Origin of the sequence: Acetanaerobacterium sp. MSJ-12 (assembly GCF_018917875.1) — a bacterium.
In the GTDB taxonomy this organism is placed as follows: Bacteria; Bacillota; Clostridia; order Oscillospirales; family Ruminococcaceae; genus Bittarella; species Bittarella massiliensis.
Map to the genome: position 1 here is coordinate 147,721 of NZ_JAHLPK010000008.1, position 15,316 is coordinate 163,036.

A 15,316-nucleotide genomic window follows, 5' to 3' on the forward strand; every position below is an offset into this window, starting at 1 on the left:
CTTCATTTCCCCTCTCTCCCGACATCGTTTCAACTGCCATTATAGCAGCTTTACGGCCGGAAAAAGAGGATCAAAAATTTCCTTTTTATTTTGTCGCATTCTGTCGCCTTCAGACATTATAAATAAGTAAGGTGTAGTGCAGACAGAGAAAAGGAGCGATTGCAATGCGACAACAAAAGCGGGCAAAGCGGAGGGGCGGGCAGGCGCTCGCCGCCTCTTTGGCGGCCCTGACCCTGCTGGGCGCCCTCTCCCTCACCGGCGGGCGGGGGACGGCGGGCGCCGCCGGTGAGACCACCGACCAGTTTATCGGCGCGACGGATTTGACTCAGGTGTTTACCTGGAACAACGTCAGCGGCTTTGTGGGGGACAAATACGGGGTGCACGACAACAACGTGTATATTTCAGACGCCACCGTTTGGACGCCGCACGGAAGCGCGCCGGATAGACTCAAGACCTCCATCAGCCAGGTGCACAGCAAGGGGTGGCTGTCCCTCCAATCGGACTGGACGGTGGACGTTGACTTCACGATGATCATGACCGCCCTCACTACCGGCAGTGAGCACATCAGCATCGCCCTCGCGGTGCCCAATGGAAAGATCCTCTCCCTCCTGGTCTGGAAGGTAAACGGCAATTACGAGATGGCCTTTTACAGTATGCCGAGTCCCACCCAGCCGCAGACGCTGGTGAAGAAGGTCGACTTGACGAAAGACTATTTCAACCAGCCGGGCAAGCTCCAGCTGCAGTACAGCAGCGCAACCCAGCAGGTGACAGCCACCCTGCAGAGCGGCGGGCAGAAAGCCACCCTCTCCTGCAGCCCCTACGTCATCCTGCCGGCGGGGACGGAGACGGCCCAGCTCGCCATCACTGGCGGGGTGGACTACCCCAAAGAACTCACCTTTCCCGGCGGGTTTGAACTCTCGATGAAATTCAACTCCGCGGCCTATACCCGCTACTACCCGGAATTTGTGGAGACTAAGCTCCTCAAGGCGGACGGCAGCGCGTTCGACGAGGGCGAGGTGCCGGTGGACGGCGACACCGTCGTCGTCCAGGCCACGGTGAGAAATATCAACAAAAACACCGCCGGCCAGGCCGTCCCCTGTACCCTCAAGCTGCTGCAGGGCAACAAGGACTACCCCACCGCCGGCATCGTCCCCCTGACCAAGGCCGAGGGGCAGGAGATCAAGGCCAACGGCGCGGCGGTGGACGCCGGGACCGACATCGCCAACGCGGGCATCCCCTTCAAGATGACCGGCGCGGGAAACAACGTCATCACCTACAGGGCCAAGATCCAAAACCCCACCGGCGCGGCGGTGACGGTGGGCCAGCAGATTGCCGACACCTTCTTTCAGTCCCGGTGCTATTCCAAGGCCGAGCTGGTGCCGGCGGTGGAGCTGGTGCCCTTTGACCCGAACGCCGAGCCGGAGCCGGACAAGCCCACCCCCGTCCCCGGCACCGACTACCACTACACCCGCACCCCGGCCAACGAAAACGGCTGGAACCGGGGGCCGGTGGAGGTGACCTTCTGCCCCGGCACCTTTGACCAGTTCCACATCAAAAGGGGGACCGACCTGGAGGCCACCCTCGACGCCGCCACCCCCCAAAAGCAGTACGCGGAGGAGACCGACGGCATCTCGGTGACCTATCAGGCGCGGGACAGCGGGTCCGGGGCCGTCTCCACCACCGCCAGCGACACCATCCGGGTGGACGTCACCGCCCCCGCCCTGACCGCCGCCGGCGGGGATTTGACCCTGACAGACGGCCTCTCCGGCGTCTGGAAACTGGAGCGGCAAAACCCCGCCACCAAGGCGTGGGAGACGGTGCAGGCCTTTGCCCTGACCGATGGCAGCGGGGCCGCCACCCAGACTGTTGCCCCCGCCAAAAACGGCCTCTACCGGGTGCTGGACGCGGCGGGCAACCCCTCCGCCCCCCTGGCGGTGACGGTGAGCGACCCGCCGTCGGTGGACCCCGCCGACCCGGACCGGCCGGGCCCCTGCGGCCCCGAGACCGAGACGGATGAGGAGGGGCTGGTGCACGCGGTCTACACCGACCAGATCACCCAACTGGTGACCGACCCGCCGGCCTTTGGCGGCACCCTCACGGCGGACAAACTGCGGGAGGTCATCGCCTCCCGCTACACCTTCGGCGCGGGATCGGCCACCCTCGCCATGACCCGGGACGGGCGGGACATCTCGGCGATCGGCCTGCCCACCACCGCCCCCGGCGCCTGCCTGGGCAGCTACACCGTGACCGACGCGGACGGCAACACCACCACCCTCCAGCTGACCTACGCCTTTGTGGAGAAACCCAAGCCGCCCGCCATCCTCCCCACCGACCCGGAGGACCCGCCCCAGGGCCCCCAGGAGGTGATCGACCCGGACAACACCGTCCACCACACCTACACCGACCGGGTGACCGAGCTGATCACTGACCCGCCGGCCCACGGCGGCAGATTCACCCGCAGCGACGCCCTGCAGTACATCCGCGACCACTACGACTTTGCCGCCCAGGGCAGCAGCCTGATAGACCACACCCTGCACATGGAGCAGGGCGGCGCGCCGGTGGAGGGGATCTCCACCGCCGTGCCCGGCTCCTGCCTCATCACCTACACGGTGAAGGACCGGGGCGGCAACACCACCACCCTCGTCCTCACCTACGCCTTTGCCCAGCGCACCGAGCCGCCGGTCATCGCACCGGCCGACCCGGAGCGCCCCCTGCCCGCGCCGGAGGAGACGGTGGACAAAGGCGGCGCGGTCCACCACAGTTACCGGCAGAGCGTCACCGAGCCGGTGGCCTATCCACCGGCCTTTGACGGGACCCTCACCGCCGAAAAGGCGCTGGACTGGGTGCGGCAGAACTACCATATCCTCCCCGGCGGCGCGGGCCTGGGGGAGGAGGGGCTCACCCTCTCCCAAAACGGGCAGGATATCACCTCCCAGGGCTTTGCCACCGACCGGGCTGGTTCCTGCCTCATCGCCTACCGGGTGAGCGATGAAAAGGGAAACACCGCCACCCTCTATTTGACCTACACCCTGACCGACGGCAGCGCCTCCGGCGACGTGACCCCCCTGCCCGACGGCGGCAACGGCGGGGGCCAGGGCGGCGGAGAGGGGACAGGCCCCTACACCGGGGAGGGCGCTCTGATTTCCAGCTGTGGGCTGCACTGGCTGGCCCTGCTGGTGGGCGCTGTCTCCCTGCTCTACGCCCTGCTGCTGCGGCGGGGGAGGGAGCGGCTGCGCTGGTGGGACAACCTGGCCCTTTTGGCCGCCGGCGGGTTTGAGGGGCTGGTGCTCCTGCTGGCCCGCTGCCCCCTCGATCTCCCGGCAGTGGTGCTGGGCGCCTTCCTGGTGGCCCTGGCGGCCCTGCTGGCCGAATCGGCCGGCCGCCAAGCCGAAGACCGCCCCCTGCGCCAGTAAAAAAGAGAGGCCCTCAAGGGGCCTCTCTTTTTGGGTTGCCACCCAACAGATCGGGGGAGGGGGGCCCCTTCTTTCCGCCGGAAAAGGGACCGCGGCAGCCAGGCCTTTTCTCCCATCCCAGTGCGCCCTCCTCCCCCAAGACGCGGATGGGGTGTTTCCGCAGAGAAGCGGGCAGTTTTGACGGATGAACGCCGAAGGGCGGCCCTCTTCCTCCTCATTTCCCTTTTGCAGGGGCTGGAGGCGAAAGGCGGGCCGGGCAATCTGTCCTCGCCCCCTACCGCCGAAGGAGCGACTTGCAAAATGTAGGGGACAAAATGGACAACAGAGATATCCCTTTGCCGCCGATGCGGGCCGGACCTCCACCGCCCTCGAAAACCCGCCCCCCATTCCCCGCCAATTGCCCTTCCTCCGAATTGACAGTTTTTTAAAATGCAAGGCAAAAACCGGCGGCGGGGACCTCCCTCTCCGCCGCCGACGCGGCCCGGCCCTCCCACGCCCCCGGAAACCCGCCCCCATTCCGCGCCAATTGCCCTCCCGCCGAATCGACAGTTGTCAGAATACGGGGCAAAAAATCGGCGGCAGGGACATCCGCCGCTGACGTGGGCCGGACCCCCCGCGCCCCCGGAAACCTGCCCCCATTCCCCGCCGATTGCCCCCCGCCGAATCGACAGTTGTCAGAATGCGGGGCAAAAAATTGGCGGCGGGGACCTCCCCCCTCCGCCGACGTGGGCCAAACCTCCACCACCCCCGAAAACCCGCCCCATTCTCCGCCAATTGCCCTCCCGCCGAATCAATAGTTATCAGAATACGGGGTAAAAAATCGGCGGCAGGGACATCCTCCGCCGACATGGGCCCTCCCGCGCCCCCGAAAACCCGCCCTCCATTCCCCATCAATTGCTCTCGCCGCCGAATCGATAGCTTATAAAATGCGGGGCAAAAAATGAGAGGCAAAAAACCGGCGGCAGGAATATCCTCCTCCGCCGCCGCGGCCCGGCCCCCCCGCGCCCCCAAAAACCCGCCTTCCGTTCCCCGCCAATTGCCCCCCGCCGAAGCCACAGTTTACAGAATACAGGGGACAAAACCGGCAAATCTCCCCCTGCCACCCCCCGCAAAAAGGTAAAATCCAAAGAGGGCCCGGCCGGGAAACGCCCCGGCCGGGCCCTCTATCAAATGCGGAGGGGAAAACCGCCCTACTTTTTGGCAAACACCCTGGAAACCAGCTTGGCCAGCTCCACCAGGGGGATGGGCAGCAGGCTCAGCCCCGCCACGGCCAACCAGGCTTTGGCGGGCAGCAGGTACATCCCGAACACCCCCGCCACCGGCGGGATCAGGGAGACCAGCAAAATCAGCGCCAGGCTGCAGAGCACCGCGCCGTTGAGGTACTTGTTGGCAAAGGGGTTCTGGGCGAAGAGGGAGCCCTTGGCGCGGATGTTGTAGACGTGCACCAACTGGCTGCAGGCCAGCACCAAAAAGGCCATGGTCCGCCCCTCCTCCACCAGGTCGCTGCCAAAGACGTAGCGGCCCAGGGCGTAGCCGGTGACGGTGAGCCCGGCGATCATCAGCCCCTGCAACACAATGTGCACCCAGAGGGCGGGGTTGAAGATCCCCTGGCTCTTGGGCCGGGGCGGCTCGTCCATGACGTGTTTGTCCACCGGGTCCATCCCCAGGGCCAGGGCCGGCAGCCCGTCGGTCACCAGGTTGACCCAGAGCAGCTGGATGGCAGTGAGGGGGGAGCCGAAGGAGAGGAGCATGGAGCCCAGCACCGTCAAGATCTCGCCGATGTTGCAGCTGAGCAAAAACTCGATGGACTTGACGATGTTCTGGAAGATGCCCCGCCCCTCTTTGACGGCCACCACGATGGTGGCGAAGTTGTCGTCGGTGAGGACCATGTCCGCCGCGCCCTTGGCCACGTCGGTGCCGGTGATCCCCATGGCGCAGCCGATGTCGGCGGCCTTGAGGGCGGGGGCGTCGTTGACCCCGTCGCCGGTCATGGAGACGATCTGCCCGTTTTTCTGCCAGGCCTTGACGATGCGGATCTTGTCCTCCGGGGTGACCCGGGCGTAGACCGAGAACTCGGCGATGCGCCGGTCCAGCTCCTCGTCGCTCATGGCGGCCAGCTCCGCGCCGGTGATGGCCCGCTCGCCCTCCTTCAAAATGCCCATCTGCCGGGCGATGGCCGAGGCGGTGACCACGTGGTCGCCGGTGATCATCACCGGGCGGATGCCCGCCTTCAGGCAGGTGGCGATGGCGTCCCTGGCCTCCTCCCGGGGCGGGTCGATCATCCCGATGAGGCCCATCAGGGTCAGCCCCTGCTCCAGTTCGGCCGCGTCCTCCGGCAGGGGGAGGAGGGAGATGACCTTGTGGGCCACGCAGATGACCCGCAGGGCCTCGCCCCCCATCTCCTCGTTGATGCGGCGGGCGGTCTCCACGTCCCCGGCCACGCAGCGCTCGCTGAGGATGTCGAAGGCCCCCTTGACGATGACGTGCAGCTGGTCGTCGATCAGGTTGACGGTGGTCATCAGCTTGCGGTCCGAGTCGAAGGGCAGGTCAAACTGGCGGGGGTAGGCGGCGTTCAGGGCCTCCTGCTCCTCGCCGGCGCGCAGGGCGGCGGCGACGATGGCCGTCTCGGTGGGGTCGCCAATGTGCTTGAGGGTGCCGTCGGGCTGGGCGGAGACGGTGCCGTCACAGCAGAGGGTGCCCAGTTTCAGCAGGGCCACCGCCGGGTCGGAGGGCCGCTCCTCCCGGGAGATGTCCTCGGCCCGGTCCTCGCCGTCCACCCAGGTCTGCAACACGGTCATCCGATTTTGGGTCAGGGTGCCGGTCTTGTCCGAGCAGATGACCGAGGCGCTGCCCAGGGTCTCCACCGCGGGCAGCCGGCGGATGATGGCGTTTTTCTTCACCATCCGCGACACGCCCATGGCCAGCACGATGGTGACGATGGCGGGCAGCCCCTCGGGGATGGCGGCCACCGCCAGGGAGATGGCCGTCAGCAGGATCTCGCCGATGGGGGTGCCCCCCAGCAGCCCGATGACGAAGATGACCGCGCAGACGGCCAGGGCCACCAGCCCCAGGATCTTGCCCATCTGCTCCAGCTTGTGCTGCAGGGGGGTCTGGCCGTCCTCCTCCCCCGAGAGGAGGGCGGCGATGCTCCCCATCTGGGTGGACATGCCGGTGGAGGTGACGATGGCGGTGCCCCGGCCGTAGCTGACGCTACAGCCGCTGTACACCATGTTGTGCCGGTCGCCCAGGGGGGCGTCCTCCGGCACGGTGCCGGCCGCCTCCTTCTGCACCGGCACCGACTCGCCGGTGAGGGCCGACTCCTCGCACTGCAGGCTGGAGGCGGAAATCAGCCGGGCGTCGGCGGGGACAAAGTCCCCCGCCTCCAGCACGATGATGTCGCCGGGCACCAGCTCGGTGGAGGAGATGACCTCCGCCTGGCCGCCGCGGATGACCCGGGCGTGGGGGGTGCTCATGTCCTTGAGGGCCTCCAGCGCCTTTTCGGCCTTGCTCTCCTGGGCGACCCCCAGGCAGGCGTTGAGGAGGACGATCCCCACGATCACCACCGGCTCCAAAAAGTCGCCGTGTTCATCCACAAAGGCCATCACGGTGGAGACCACCGCCGCCAGCATCAGAATGATGACCATGGTGTCTTTGAGCTGGGCCAAAAATCGCTGCAGCAGGGTCTTGGGCTTTTTGCCCTGCAGCTTGTTCTCTCCCACCCGGCCCAGCAGGTCGGCCGCCTGGCTGGGGGAGAGGCCCTTTTCCAGGTCGGAGTCGAGCTGCCCGGCGATCTGCTCCGGGGTCTGGCTGTGCCATGTCACGTTTACAACACTCCTTTTTTGCTGTCCGCCGCCCCGCCGCGCCCCGGGGGCGCGGGGGAAAACCGGCTGTTATCAGTATGCAAAGGTTGGCGCGGGGGAATACCACCATCATAGCTTTCTTTTCTCCTTTTGGCAACTATTGGCGGGCTCTGTCGGCCCTTTTTTCCGCCTTTTGCCCCCGCCCGTGTTGACAAGCCCCGGCCGGGGCGGGTATCCTCTCTTATATAGGAAAAACGAGGGGAGGGCCCCGCGCCCCGCCCCACCGGAGAGGGAGAGAGACCATGACCTACTTTCAGTGCGACTACGTGGAGGGCTGCCACCCGGCCATCCTCCAAAAACTGTGCGAGAGCAACCTGGAACAGACCCCCGGCTACGGCGCCGACCACTACTGCGAGAGCGCCCGCCAAAAGATCCGCGCCGCCTGCGGAAGGGAGGACCTGGACGTCCACTTCCTGGTGGGGGGGACCCAGGCCAACACCACCGTCCTCGCCGCCCTGCTGCGGCCCCACCAGGGGGCCCTCTGCGCCGAGAGCGGGCACATCGCCTGCCACGAGACCGGCGCCATCGAGGCCACCGGCCACAAGGTGCTGCCCCTGCCCTCGCGCGACGGCACCATCACCGCCGCCCAGGTGGACGACTACTGCCGCGCCCACTTCACGAGCGACGTCAGCGAGCACATGGTGCAGCCGGGGGCCTGCTACATCTCCCACCCCACCGAAAACGGCACCCTCTACACCAAAGCCCAGCTGGAGGAGCTGGCGGCCGTCTGCCGCCGCTGGGGGCTGCCCCTCTACCTGGACGGGGCGCGGCTGGGCTACGGCCTCGCCAGCCCGGAGAGCGAGCTGGACCTGCCCGACCTGGCCCGGCTCTGCGACGTCTTCTACATCGGCGGCACCAAGTGCGGCGCCCTCTTCGGCGAGGCGGTGGTGATCGCCGCCCCGGCCCTCAAAAAGGACTTTCGCTACTTCATCAAGCAGCGGGGCGGGCTGCTGGCCAAGGGGCGGCTGCTGGGCATCCAGTTCGACGTCCTCTTCGAGGGCGGGCTCTACCGCTCCATCTGCGAGCGGGCGGTGGAGCAGGCCATGGCCATCCGCAAGGCCTTCCTCGTCGCGGGGGTGCCCCTCTACTTCGACTCCCCCACCAACCAGCAGTTCTTCGTCCTCACCCCCGCGCAGGGGGAGGCCCTGGGGCAAGACTTTGCCTTCGAGAGCTGGGGGGAGCTGGATGATGGGCGGACGGCGGTCCGCTTCTGCACCAGCTGGGCCACCCGGGACGAGGACGTGCAGGCCCTGGTGGGGGCCATCGCCGCCCTCTAGCAAAAAAGCCCATGGGAGGGCGATTTTTTTCAAAAAAGTGGGACAAACCGTCTTGCATTTTAAAAACGGTTGTGCTATTATCTTGAGAGTAACGTTTCTTTGGTGAAAGAGGTGACTGCGTTGAAACAGGGGATTCATCCGAACTACGACAAAGCGACCATCCGTTGCGCTTGCGGCGAAGTGATCGAGACCAGATCCACGAAGGGCGACATCCGCGTCGAGGTCTGCTCCAAATGCCACCCGTTCTATACCGGCAAACAGAAACTGGTTGATACCGGCGGACGTGTTGACCGCTTCAAACGGCGTTTTAATCTGGATAAATAGCTTTTGGCGTGTCCAAAAAATGAGGGTGGTGTGGTTCACACCGCCTTTCTTTTTGTCCCGCCAAAGAGGGGAGGAGGGCCCAGCGTGGACCAGCAGAGCTACCGCACCCCGGCGGGGGAGGCGGGCGACAGCGTCACCATCAAAAAGTCCCAGTTCATCGGGCAGATCGCCCCGGCTTCCTCGCCGGAGGAGGCCATGGCCTTTGTCGAGCGGGTGCGGGGGGAGCTGCGCGACGCCCGCCACCACGTCTTTGCCTACGACCTGCGCTGCCAAAACGGCCAGCGCTGTAGCGACGACGGCGAGCCCCAGGGCACCGGCGGCAAGCCCACCCTGGAGGTGCTGCAAAAGGGGGGGATCACCGACGCGGTGATCGTGGTCTCCCGCATCTTCGGGGGCGTCCTCCTGGGGGCCGGGGGGCTGCTGCGGGCCTATTCCAAAGCCGCCTCCCTGGCGGTGGCGGCGGCCGACATCGTCACCGTCTGCGCCTGCAGGCAGGTGGTGGTCGCCCTGCCCTACGACTTCTACCCGATCGTGGAGAACCTGCTGCCAAACTACCCCCTGCGCCAGGAGGGGTGCGACTTCTTGGAGCAGGTGACCCTGCGCCTCACCGTCCGCGCCGACGCGGCCGAGGGCCTTTGCGCCGACTTGGTGGAGCGCAGTGGAGGCCGGGTGACCCCCCAGCTGGGGGAGGTCGTCTTCTCCCACCTGTAAAAATTCTCGCGGCCGGGTGACAGAAATCGACCCCTTTCGCCCTCTTAAATAGGGGGAGGGGCGCCGCGGGGGGAGAAAAATTTGCAAAAAAAGGGTCCCGGAAAGAAGGAAACCGCCCGGCAGTTGGCGTATATAGAGGTAAAGGGGTGAATGAAGATGACCGTTTGCGAGATGACCCAGAGGATCGAGCGGGAGACCCTGTCCCCCCACGCCTCCCTGTCGGAGGAGAGCTGGGGCCGGCGCGCCCCCGCCCCGGAGGACGGGATCCGCACCCCCTACGCCAGGGACCGGGACCGGATCTTGCACTGCAAGTCCTTCCGGCGGCTCAAGCACAAGACCCAGGTCTTCCTCTCCCCCCAGGGCGACCACTACCGCACCCGGCTCACCCACACCCTGGAGGTGTCGCAGATCGCCCGCACCATTGCCCGGGGCCTGCGCCTCAACGAGGACCTGACCGAGGCCATCGCCCTGGGGCACGATCTGGGGCACACCCCCTTCGGCCACGCCGGGGAGCGCACCCTCAACGAGCTGGCCCCCTTCGGCTACAAGCACTACCTGCAGTCGGTGCGAGTGGTGGAGCGGCTGGAGAAGGAGGGGCGGGGCCTCAATCTGACCTTTGAGACCAAAAACGGCATCGCCTGCCACACCCGCGGCAAGGACGCCTGCACCCTGGAGGGGCGGGTGGTCCGCTTTGCCGACAAGATCGCCTACATCAACCACGACATCGAGGACGCCATCACCGCCGGCATCCTGGAGGAAAACGAGCTCCCCTACGACTGCGTGGCGGTGCTGGGCCGGGGGAAGAATCCCCGCATCACCACCATGGTCCGCTCCCTGCTGGAAAACAGCGGCGAGGACATCCGCATGGACCCGGAGGTCTACCGCGCCTTTGACGCCCTGCACCAGTTCATGTACCAGGTGGTCTACACCAACTCCGCCGCCAAGAGGGAGGAGGGGAAGGCCTGCGAACTGGTGGCCCTCCTCTACGGCCACCTGGTCAAACACCCCGAGAAGATGCCGGACTTCTACCGGCAGATCGCCCGGGACGAGGGGGCCGAGCGGGCGGCGGTGGACTACATCTCCGGCATGACCGACGGCTTTGCCGTCACCGCCTTTGAGCGCATCTTTGTGCCCCGCTCCTGGCGGCTGGAGGACAGCCTCTAGGGCCCGCCCCCCGCTCTTTGCAGAGAGCCGCGCGGCCGCGCCCCCTCTCCCGCGGGGTGGGCTGGACGGCCCCTTTTTGGCCCGCGGGGGATTGCGCTTACATCATAGCGCCAAAACGGTTCAAAATATGGCAGAAAAGGAGGGGAGAGACCGTTGATCCCAGACAGCTTTATCACCGAACTGAAATTCCGAAACGACATCGAGGACGTCATCTCCCCCTATGTCCCCCTCAAGCGGGCGGGGAGCAACACCGTCAAGGGCCTCTGCCCCTTCCACTCCGAAAAGACCCCCTCCTTTGTGGTCTACAAGGACACCCAGTCCTACTACTGCTTTGGCTGCGGGGCGGGGGGCGACGTCATCACCTTCATCCGCAACATCGAAAACCTCGACTACGTGGAGGCGGTCAAGTGGCTGGCCCAGCGCTGCGGGATGCAGGTGCCCGAGCAGGGGGTCGACGACTCCATGGGCAAGCTCAAGCTCCGCATCCTCGAGGCAAACCGCGCCGCCGCCCGCTTTTTCTACGCCGTCCTCAAGACCCCGGCCGGAAAGCCGGGGCTGGACTACCTGCGGGGCCGGGGCCTCACCGACGAGACCATCAAGCACTTCGGCCTGGGCTACGCCCCCGACAGCTGGTCGTCCCTGCGGGACGCCCTGCGCCAAAAGGGCTTTTCCGACAGCGAACTGCTGGCGGCCGACCTGGTGGCCCGCTCCAAAAAGGGCGGGACCTACGACAAGTTCCGCAATCGGGTCATCTTCCCCATCATCGACGTGCGGGGCAACGTCATCGCCTTTGGCGGGCGCAACCTGGGGGACGAAAAGCCCAAGTACCTCAACACCGCCGAGACCCCGGTCTTTCACAAAAACCGCAACCTCTTCGCCCTGGGCTTTGCCAAAAACCACAAGGGCGAACCCTTCATCCTCGCCGAGGGGTACATGGACGTCATCGCCATGCACCAGGCGGGCTTCCCCACGGCGGTGGCCACCCTGGGCACCGCCATCGGCGAGAGCCAGGCCCGGCTGATCGCCCAGTACACCGGTGAGGTGATCGTCTCCTACGACGCCGACGAGGCGGGGCAGGTGGCCACCAAGCGGGCGGTGGGCTTTTTGGCCCAGACCGGGCTGAAGATCCGCATCCTCACCATCCCCGGGGCCAAGGACCCGGACGAGTTCATCAAGAAAAACGGCGCCCACCGCTTCCAGCGGCTGCTGGACGAGGCCAAGGGCTCTACCGAGCACGAGCTCTCCCGCATCGAGGGCCGCTACAACTTGGAGGACCCCGAGGGCCGCATCGCCTACCTGCGGGAGGCCGCCCAGGCCATCGCCGCCCTCCCCACCCCGGGGGAGCGGGACGTCTACGCCGGGGTCGCCGCCGAGAAGAGCGGGGTCAAAAAGGACAACGTCCTCCTGCAAGTCGAGGACATCCGCCGCGCCCGCAACCGCAAGGAGCGAAAGAGGGAGCGGCAGGAGCTGGTGAACACCGTCCTCGACCGGCGGGACACCGTCAACCCCCAGGCGGCCGCCAACCCCCGGGCCGCCACCGCCGAGGAGATGCTCATCGCCACCGCCGTGCGGGACGGCCAGTGGGCCAGGTATATCTTTGCCGCGGTGGAGGAGGGGGACTTTGTCACCGACTTTGACCGCCGGCTCTACGGCCTGCTCAAGAGCTGCCCCCTGCCCGAGGGGCCGGATCTGACCTATCTGACCAAATTCCTCACCCCCGAAGAGCTGGCCCGGGTCTCCCGGATGCTGGCCAAGAGCGCCGGGCTCAAGGTGGGGAAAGAGGACGTGGACTTCAACATCCGCAACCTGAAAGAGGAGAGCCGCAAGCTCACGGCAGAGCGCATCGCGCAGACACCGGAAACCCAACTGGGCGATCTCATCGCCGGTTTGAAGGACAAAAAGAAATAGGAGAAGCGAATATGTCGAAAACCGAAAACGCCGCAGCCATGCTCACCATCGCCGAAATGGCGGTCAAAAAGGGAAAGCTCACCACCCAGGAGCTGACCGACCTCATCGAGAAGTACGACTTCGATGTGGAGGAGGTGGACAAGCTCTACGAGCTGCTCGAATCCAAAAAGGTCGAGATCATGGACGACCTGGTCCCCGACCAGGACATCGACCCGGAGGAGGACTTCAAGCTGGTGGCTGCCGCCGAGACCGCCCTCCCCGAGGAGAAGATCTCCTCCAAGGAGATCGAGGAGGGCAAGCGCTACGCCACCGCCGCCGACGGGGCCAACATCGACGACCCGGTCAAGGTCTACCTCAAGGAGATCGGCCGGGTGCAGCTGCTCACCTCCGCCGAGGAGGTGGAGCTGGCCAAGCGGATGGCCGAGGGCGACCCCTACGCCCGCAAGCGCCTCTCCGAGGCCAACTTGCGGCTGGTGGTCTCCATCGCCAAGCGGTACGTGGGCAGGGGGATGCAGTTTCTCGACCTGATCCAGGAGGGGAACCTGGGCCTCATCAAGGCGGTGGAGAAGTTTGACTACACCAAGGGGTACAAGTTCTCCACCTACGCCACCTGGTGGATCCGCCAGGCCATCACCCGGGCCATCGCCGACCAGGCCCGCACCATCCGCATCCCGGTGCACATGGTGGAGACCATCAACAAGGTGAAAAAGGTCTCCAGCCAACTGCTCCACCAAAACGGGCACGAGCCCTCCGCCGAGGAGATCTCCAAGGTGCTGGACATGCCCGCCGACAAGGTGCGGGAGATCATGCGGGTCGCCCAGGAGCCGGTCAGCCTGGAGACCCCCATCGGCGAGGAGGAGGACAGCCACCTGGGCGACTTCATCCCCGACGACGACGCCCCCGCCCCGGCCGAAGCCGCCTCCCACACCCTGCTGCGCGAACAGCTGGGCGAGGTGCTGCAGACCCTCACCCCCCGGGAGGAGAAGGTCCTCCGCCTCCGCTTTGGCCTGGAGGACGGCCGCTCCCGCACCCTGGAAGAGGTGGGCAAGGAGTTCAACGTCACCCGCGAGCGCATCCGCCAGATCGAGGCCAAGGCCCTGCGCAAACTCCGCCACCCCAGCCGCAGCAAAAAACTCAAGGACTTTTTGGACTAGGGGGCCCCTCCCCCCGGCAAGCCCCTCCCGCCCCGGCGGAGAGGGGCTTTTTTTGCGCCGGGGGCGCAGAAAAAATGCACAAAAAGAGCGCCTTTTATTTTGCAAAAAAATAGACGGCGGTCTTTTTCTTTTCGCGGGCCCCCCTTTATACTGTAAGTGCAGCCGGGGCACAGAGCTGCCGGGTCCTCCTCCCCCCTTGCGGCGGGGGAGGAGGACCCTCTGGCTGACAAAGTGGTTTTGAGAGGAGCAAGTGCACATGCAGACAGCGCGCAAAAAGATCATCATCGACACCGACACCGCGTCCGACGACGCGGTTGCCCTGGTGATGGCCCTGCGGGAGCCCACCTTACAGGTGTTGGCCATCACCACGGTGGCGGGGAACGTCCCGCTGGAGCTGGCCACCAAGAACGCCTGCCTCAGCGTTACCTACGCCGGGGGGGCGCGCCCGCCCATCTACCCGGGGGCGGACCGGCCCCTCTGCCGCCCCCTGCGCTGCGCCGAGGGGATCCACGGCAAAGACGGGATGGGGGACCAGACCTGTTTTCGGGCCCCGGAGGTGGAGGCCGAGCGCACCCACGCGGTGGACGCCATCCTGCGGCTGGTCAGAGAGGGGGAGGGGGACGTTGAGATCGTGACCCTGGGTCCCCTGACCAACCTGGCCCTGGCCATCTTGCAGGAGCCGGAGACCATGAAGCGGGTGCCGCGGATCACCGCCATGGGGGGCGCGGCCTTTTACGGCAACACCAGCCCTACGGCCGAGTTCAACTTCTGGGTGGACGCCGAGGCGGCGGACATCGTCTGCCGCTCGGGCATCCCCCTGACCATCGCCACCATCGAGGCCTGCCACGGGGCGGGGGAATTCGGCCCCCAGCAGATGGCCGAGTTGGAGGCCGCCTCCGAGCGGGGGTGGTTCTGCGTGACCTGCAACGACACCATGCTGCAAAACAGCATCCGGAGCCGGGGCTATCCCCAGATCGGGCTGCCCGACCCCATCGCCCTGGCGGCCCTCACCCGGCCCGAACTCATCACCGGCTCCTTCGACGCCCACGTGCGGGTGGAGACCCAGGGGTCGGACCTGACCTACGGGATGATGGTCTGCGACCGCCGCCCGCCGGAGTATGGGGCGGTCTCCAAACACGAGGGGCCCCGCCAGCCCTTCCAGGCAAAGGTGGTCTACGAGATGGACCCGGAGGGCTTTTTCCAATACCTGTACGAGCTGGTGAAATAGCGTGAAGGAGGAATGCGCAGTGAGAAAGATCATCATCGACACCGACACCGCGTCCGACGACGCGGTTGCCCTGGTGGCGGCCCTGCGGGACCCCACCCTGCAGGTGCTGGCCATCACCGCCGTGGCGGGGAATGTGGAGCTGCCCCTGGCGGTCAAAAACGCCCTCCTCTCGGTGGAGCGGGCGGGCACCTATCGGCCGCCGGTCTATGTGGGGGCCCCCGGCCCCCTCCTCTGCGAGCTGGAGACGGCCGACCAGATCCACGGGGCCGACGGGATG

General features: G+C 66.2%; 10 protein-coding genes. 9 read left to right on the top strand and 1 reads right to left on the bottom strand.

Translation table 11 applies throughout. The features are described 5' to 3' along the window. Positions 1-164 precede the first annotated feature (164 nt). The gene (locus KQI11_RS10230; protein ID WP_216402050.1) at positions 165-3,413 is read left to right on the top strand and encodes a hypothetical protein; all 3,249 of its coding nucleotides are present in this window, start codon (positions 165-167) and stop codon (positions 3,411-3,413) included. 1,190 nt (positions 3,414-4,603) lie between these two features. Here KQI11_RS10230 and KQI11_RS10235 read toward each other — a convergent pair. Then, complete coding sequence (locus KQI11_RS10235) at positions 4,604-7,234, bottom strand: cation-translocating P-type ATPase (RefSeq protein WP_216402051.1); 2,631 nt, start codon at positions 7,232-7,234, stop codon at positions 4,604-4,606. Between the two features lie 281 nt (positions 7,235-7,515). Here KQI11_RS10235 and KQI11_RS10240 point away from each other — a divergent pair, with 281 nt between their 5' ends. The 8 genes from KQI11_RS10240 to KQI11_RS10275 all read left to right on the top strand — a co-directional run. Continuing rightward, positions 7,516-8,550, top strand: a complete 1,035-nt coding sequence (locus tag KQI11_RS10240; protein ID WP_216402052.1) for a threonine aldolase family protein — start codon at positions 7,516-7,518, stop codon at positions 8,548-8,550. Between the two features lie 120 nt (positions 8,551-8,670). Further along, positions 8,671-8,874 (top strand): 50S ribosomal protein L31, encoded by a 204-nt coding sequence (gene rpmE / locus KQI11_RS10245; protein WP_044992125.1) that lies wholly within the window; start codon positions 8,671-8,673, stop codon positions 8,872-8,874. Positions 8,875-8,958: 84 nt separating this feature from the next. Next, complete coding sequence (locus tag KQI11_RS10250; protein ID WP_059003995.1) at positions 8,959-9,585, top strand: IMPACT family protein; 627 nt, start codon at positions 8,959-8,961, stop codon at positions 9,583-9,585. A 156-nt stretch (positions 9,586-9,741) separates the two neighbouring features. Next, positions 9,742-10,749 (top strand): deoxyguanosinetriphosphate triphosphohydrolase, encoded by a 1,008-nt coding sequence (locus KQI11_RS10255; RefSeq protein WP_216402061.1) that lies wholly within the window; start codon positions 9,742-9,744, stop codon positions 10,747-10,749. Between the two features lie 153 nt (positions 10,750-10,902). Continuing rightward, positions 10,903-12,657, top strand: coding sequence for a DNA primase (dnaG, locus tag KQI11_RS10260; RefSeq protein ID WP_216402053.1), 1,755 nt, complete (start codon positions 10,903-10,905; stop codon positions 12,655-12,657). Between the two features lie 11 nt (positions 12,658-12,668). Beyond that, a complete protein-coding gene (gene rpoD / locus KQI11_RS10265) occupies positions 12,669-13,811 on the top strand; it encodes an RNA polymerase sigma factor RpoD (RefSeq protein ID WP_059003991.1) in 1,143 nt (380 codons plus the stop codon). Between the two features lie 256 nt (positions 13,812-14,067). After that, positions 14,068-15,039, top strand: coding sequence for a nucleoside hydrolase (locus tag KQI11_RS10270; RefSeq protein ID WP_216402054.1), 972 nt, complete (start codon positions 14,068-14,070; stop codon positions 15,037-15,039). Between the two features lie 19 nt (positions 15,040-15,058). Continuing rightward, positions 15,059-15,316, top strand: a 258-nt coding sequence (locus tag KQI11_RS10275; protein ID WP_216402055.1) for a nucleoside hydrolase, incomplete at its 3' end; no start/stop codon positions are given.

Bases quoted from the DNA above. Each gene is read 5' to 3' on its own strand.
- rpoD (WP_059003991.1), top strand. From the start codon at position 12,669: ATGTCGAAAACCGAAAACGCCGCAGCCATGCTCACCATCGCCGAAATG.
- KQI11_RS10255 (WP_216402061.1), top strand. From the start codon at position 9,742: ATGACCGTTTGCGAGATGACCCAGAGGATCGAGCGGGAGACCCTGTCC.
- KQI11_RS10240 (WP_216402052.1), top strand. From the start codon at position 7,516: ATGACCTACTTTCAGTGCGACTACGTGGAGGGCTGCCACCCGGCCATC.
- KQI11_RS10230 (WP_216402050.1), top strand. From the start codon at position 165: ATGCGACAACAAAAGCGGGCAAAGCGGAGGGGCGGGCAGGCGCTCGCC.
- KQI11_RS10270 (WP_216402054.1), top strand. From the start codon at position 14,068: ATGCAGACAGCGCGCAAAAAGATCATCATCGACACCGACACCGCGTCC.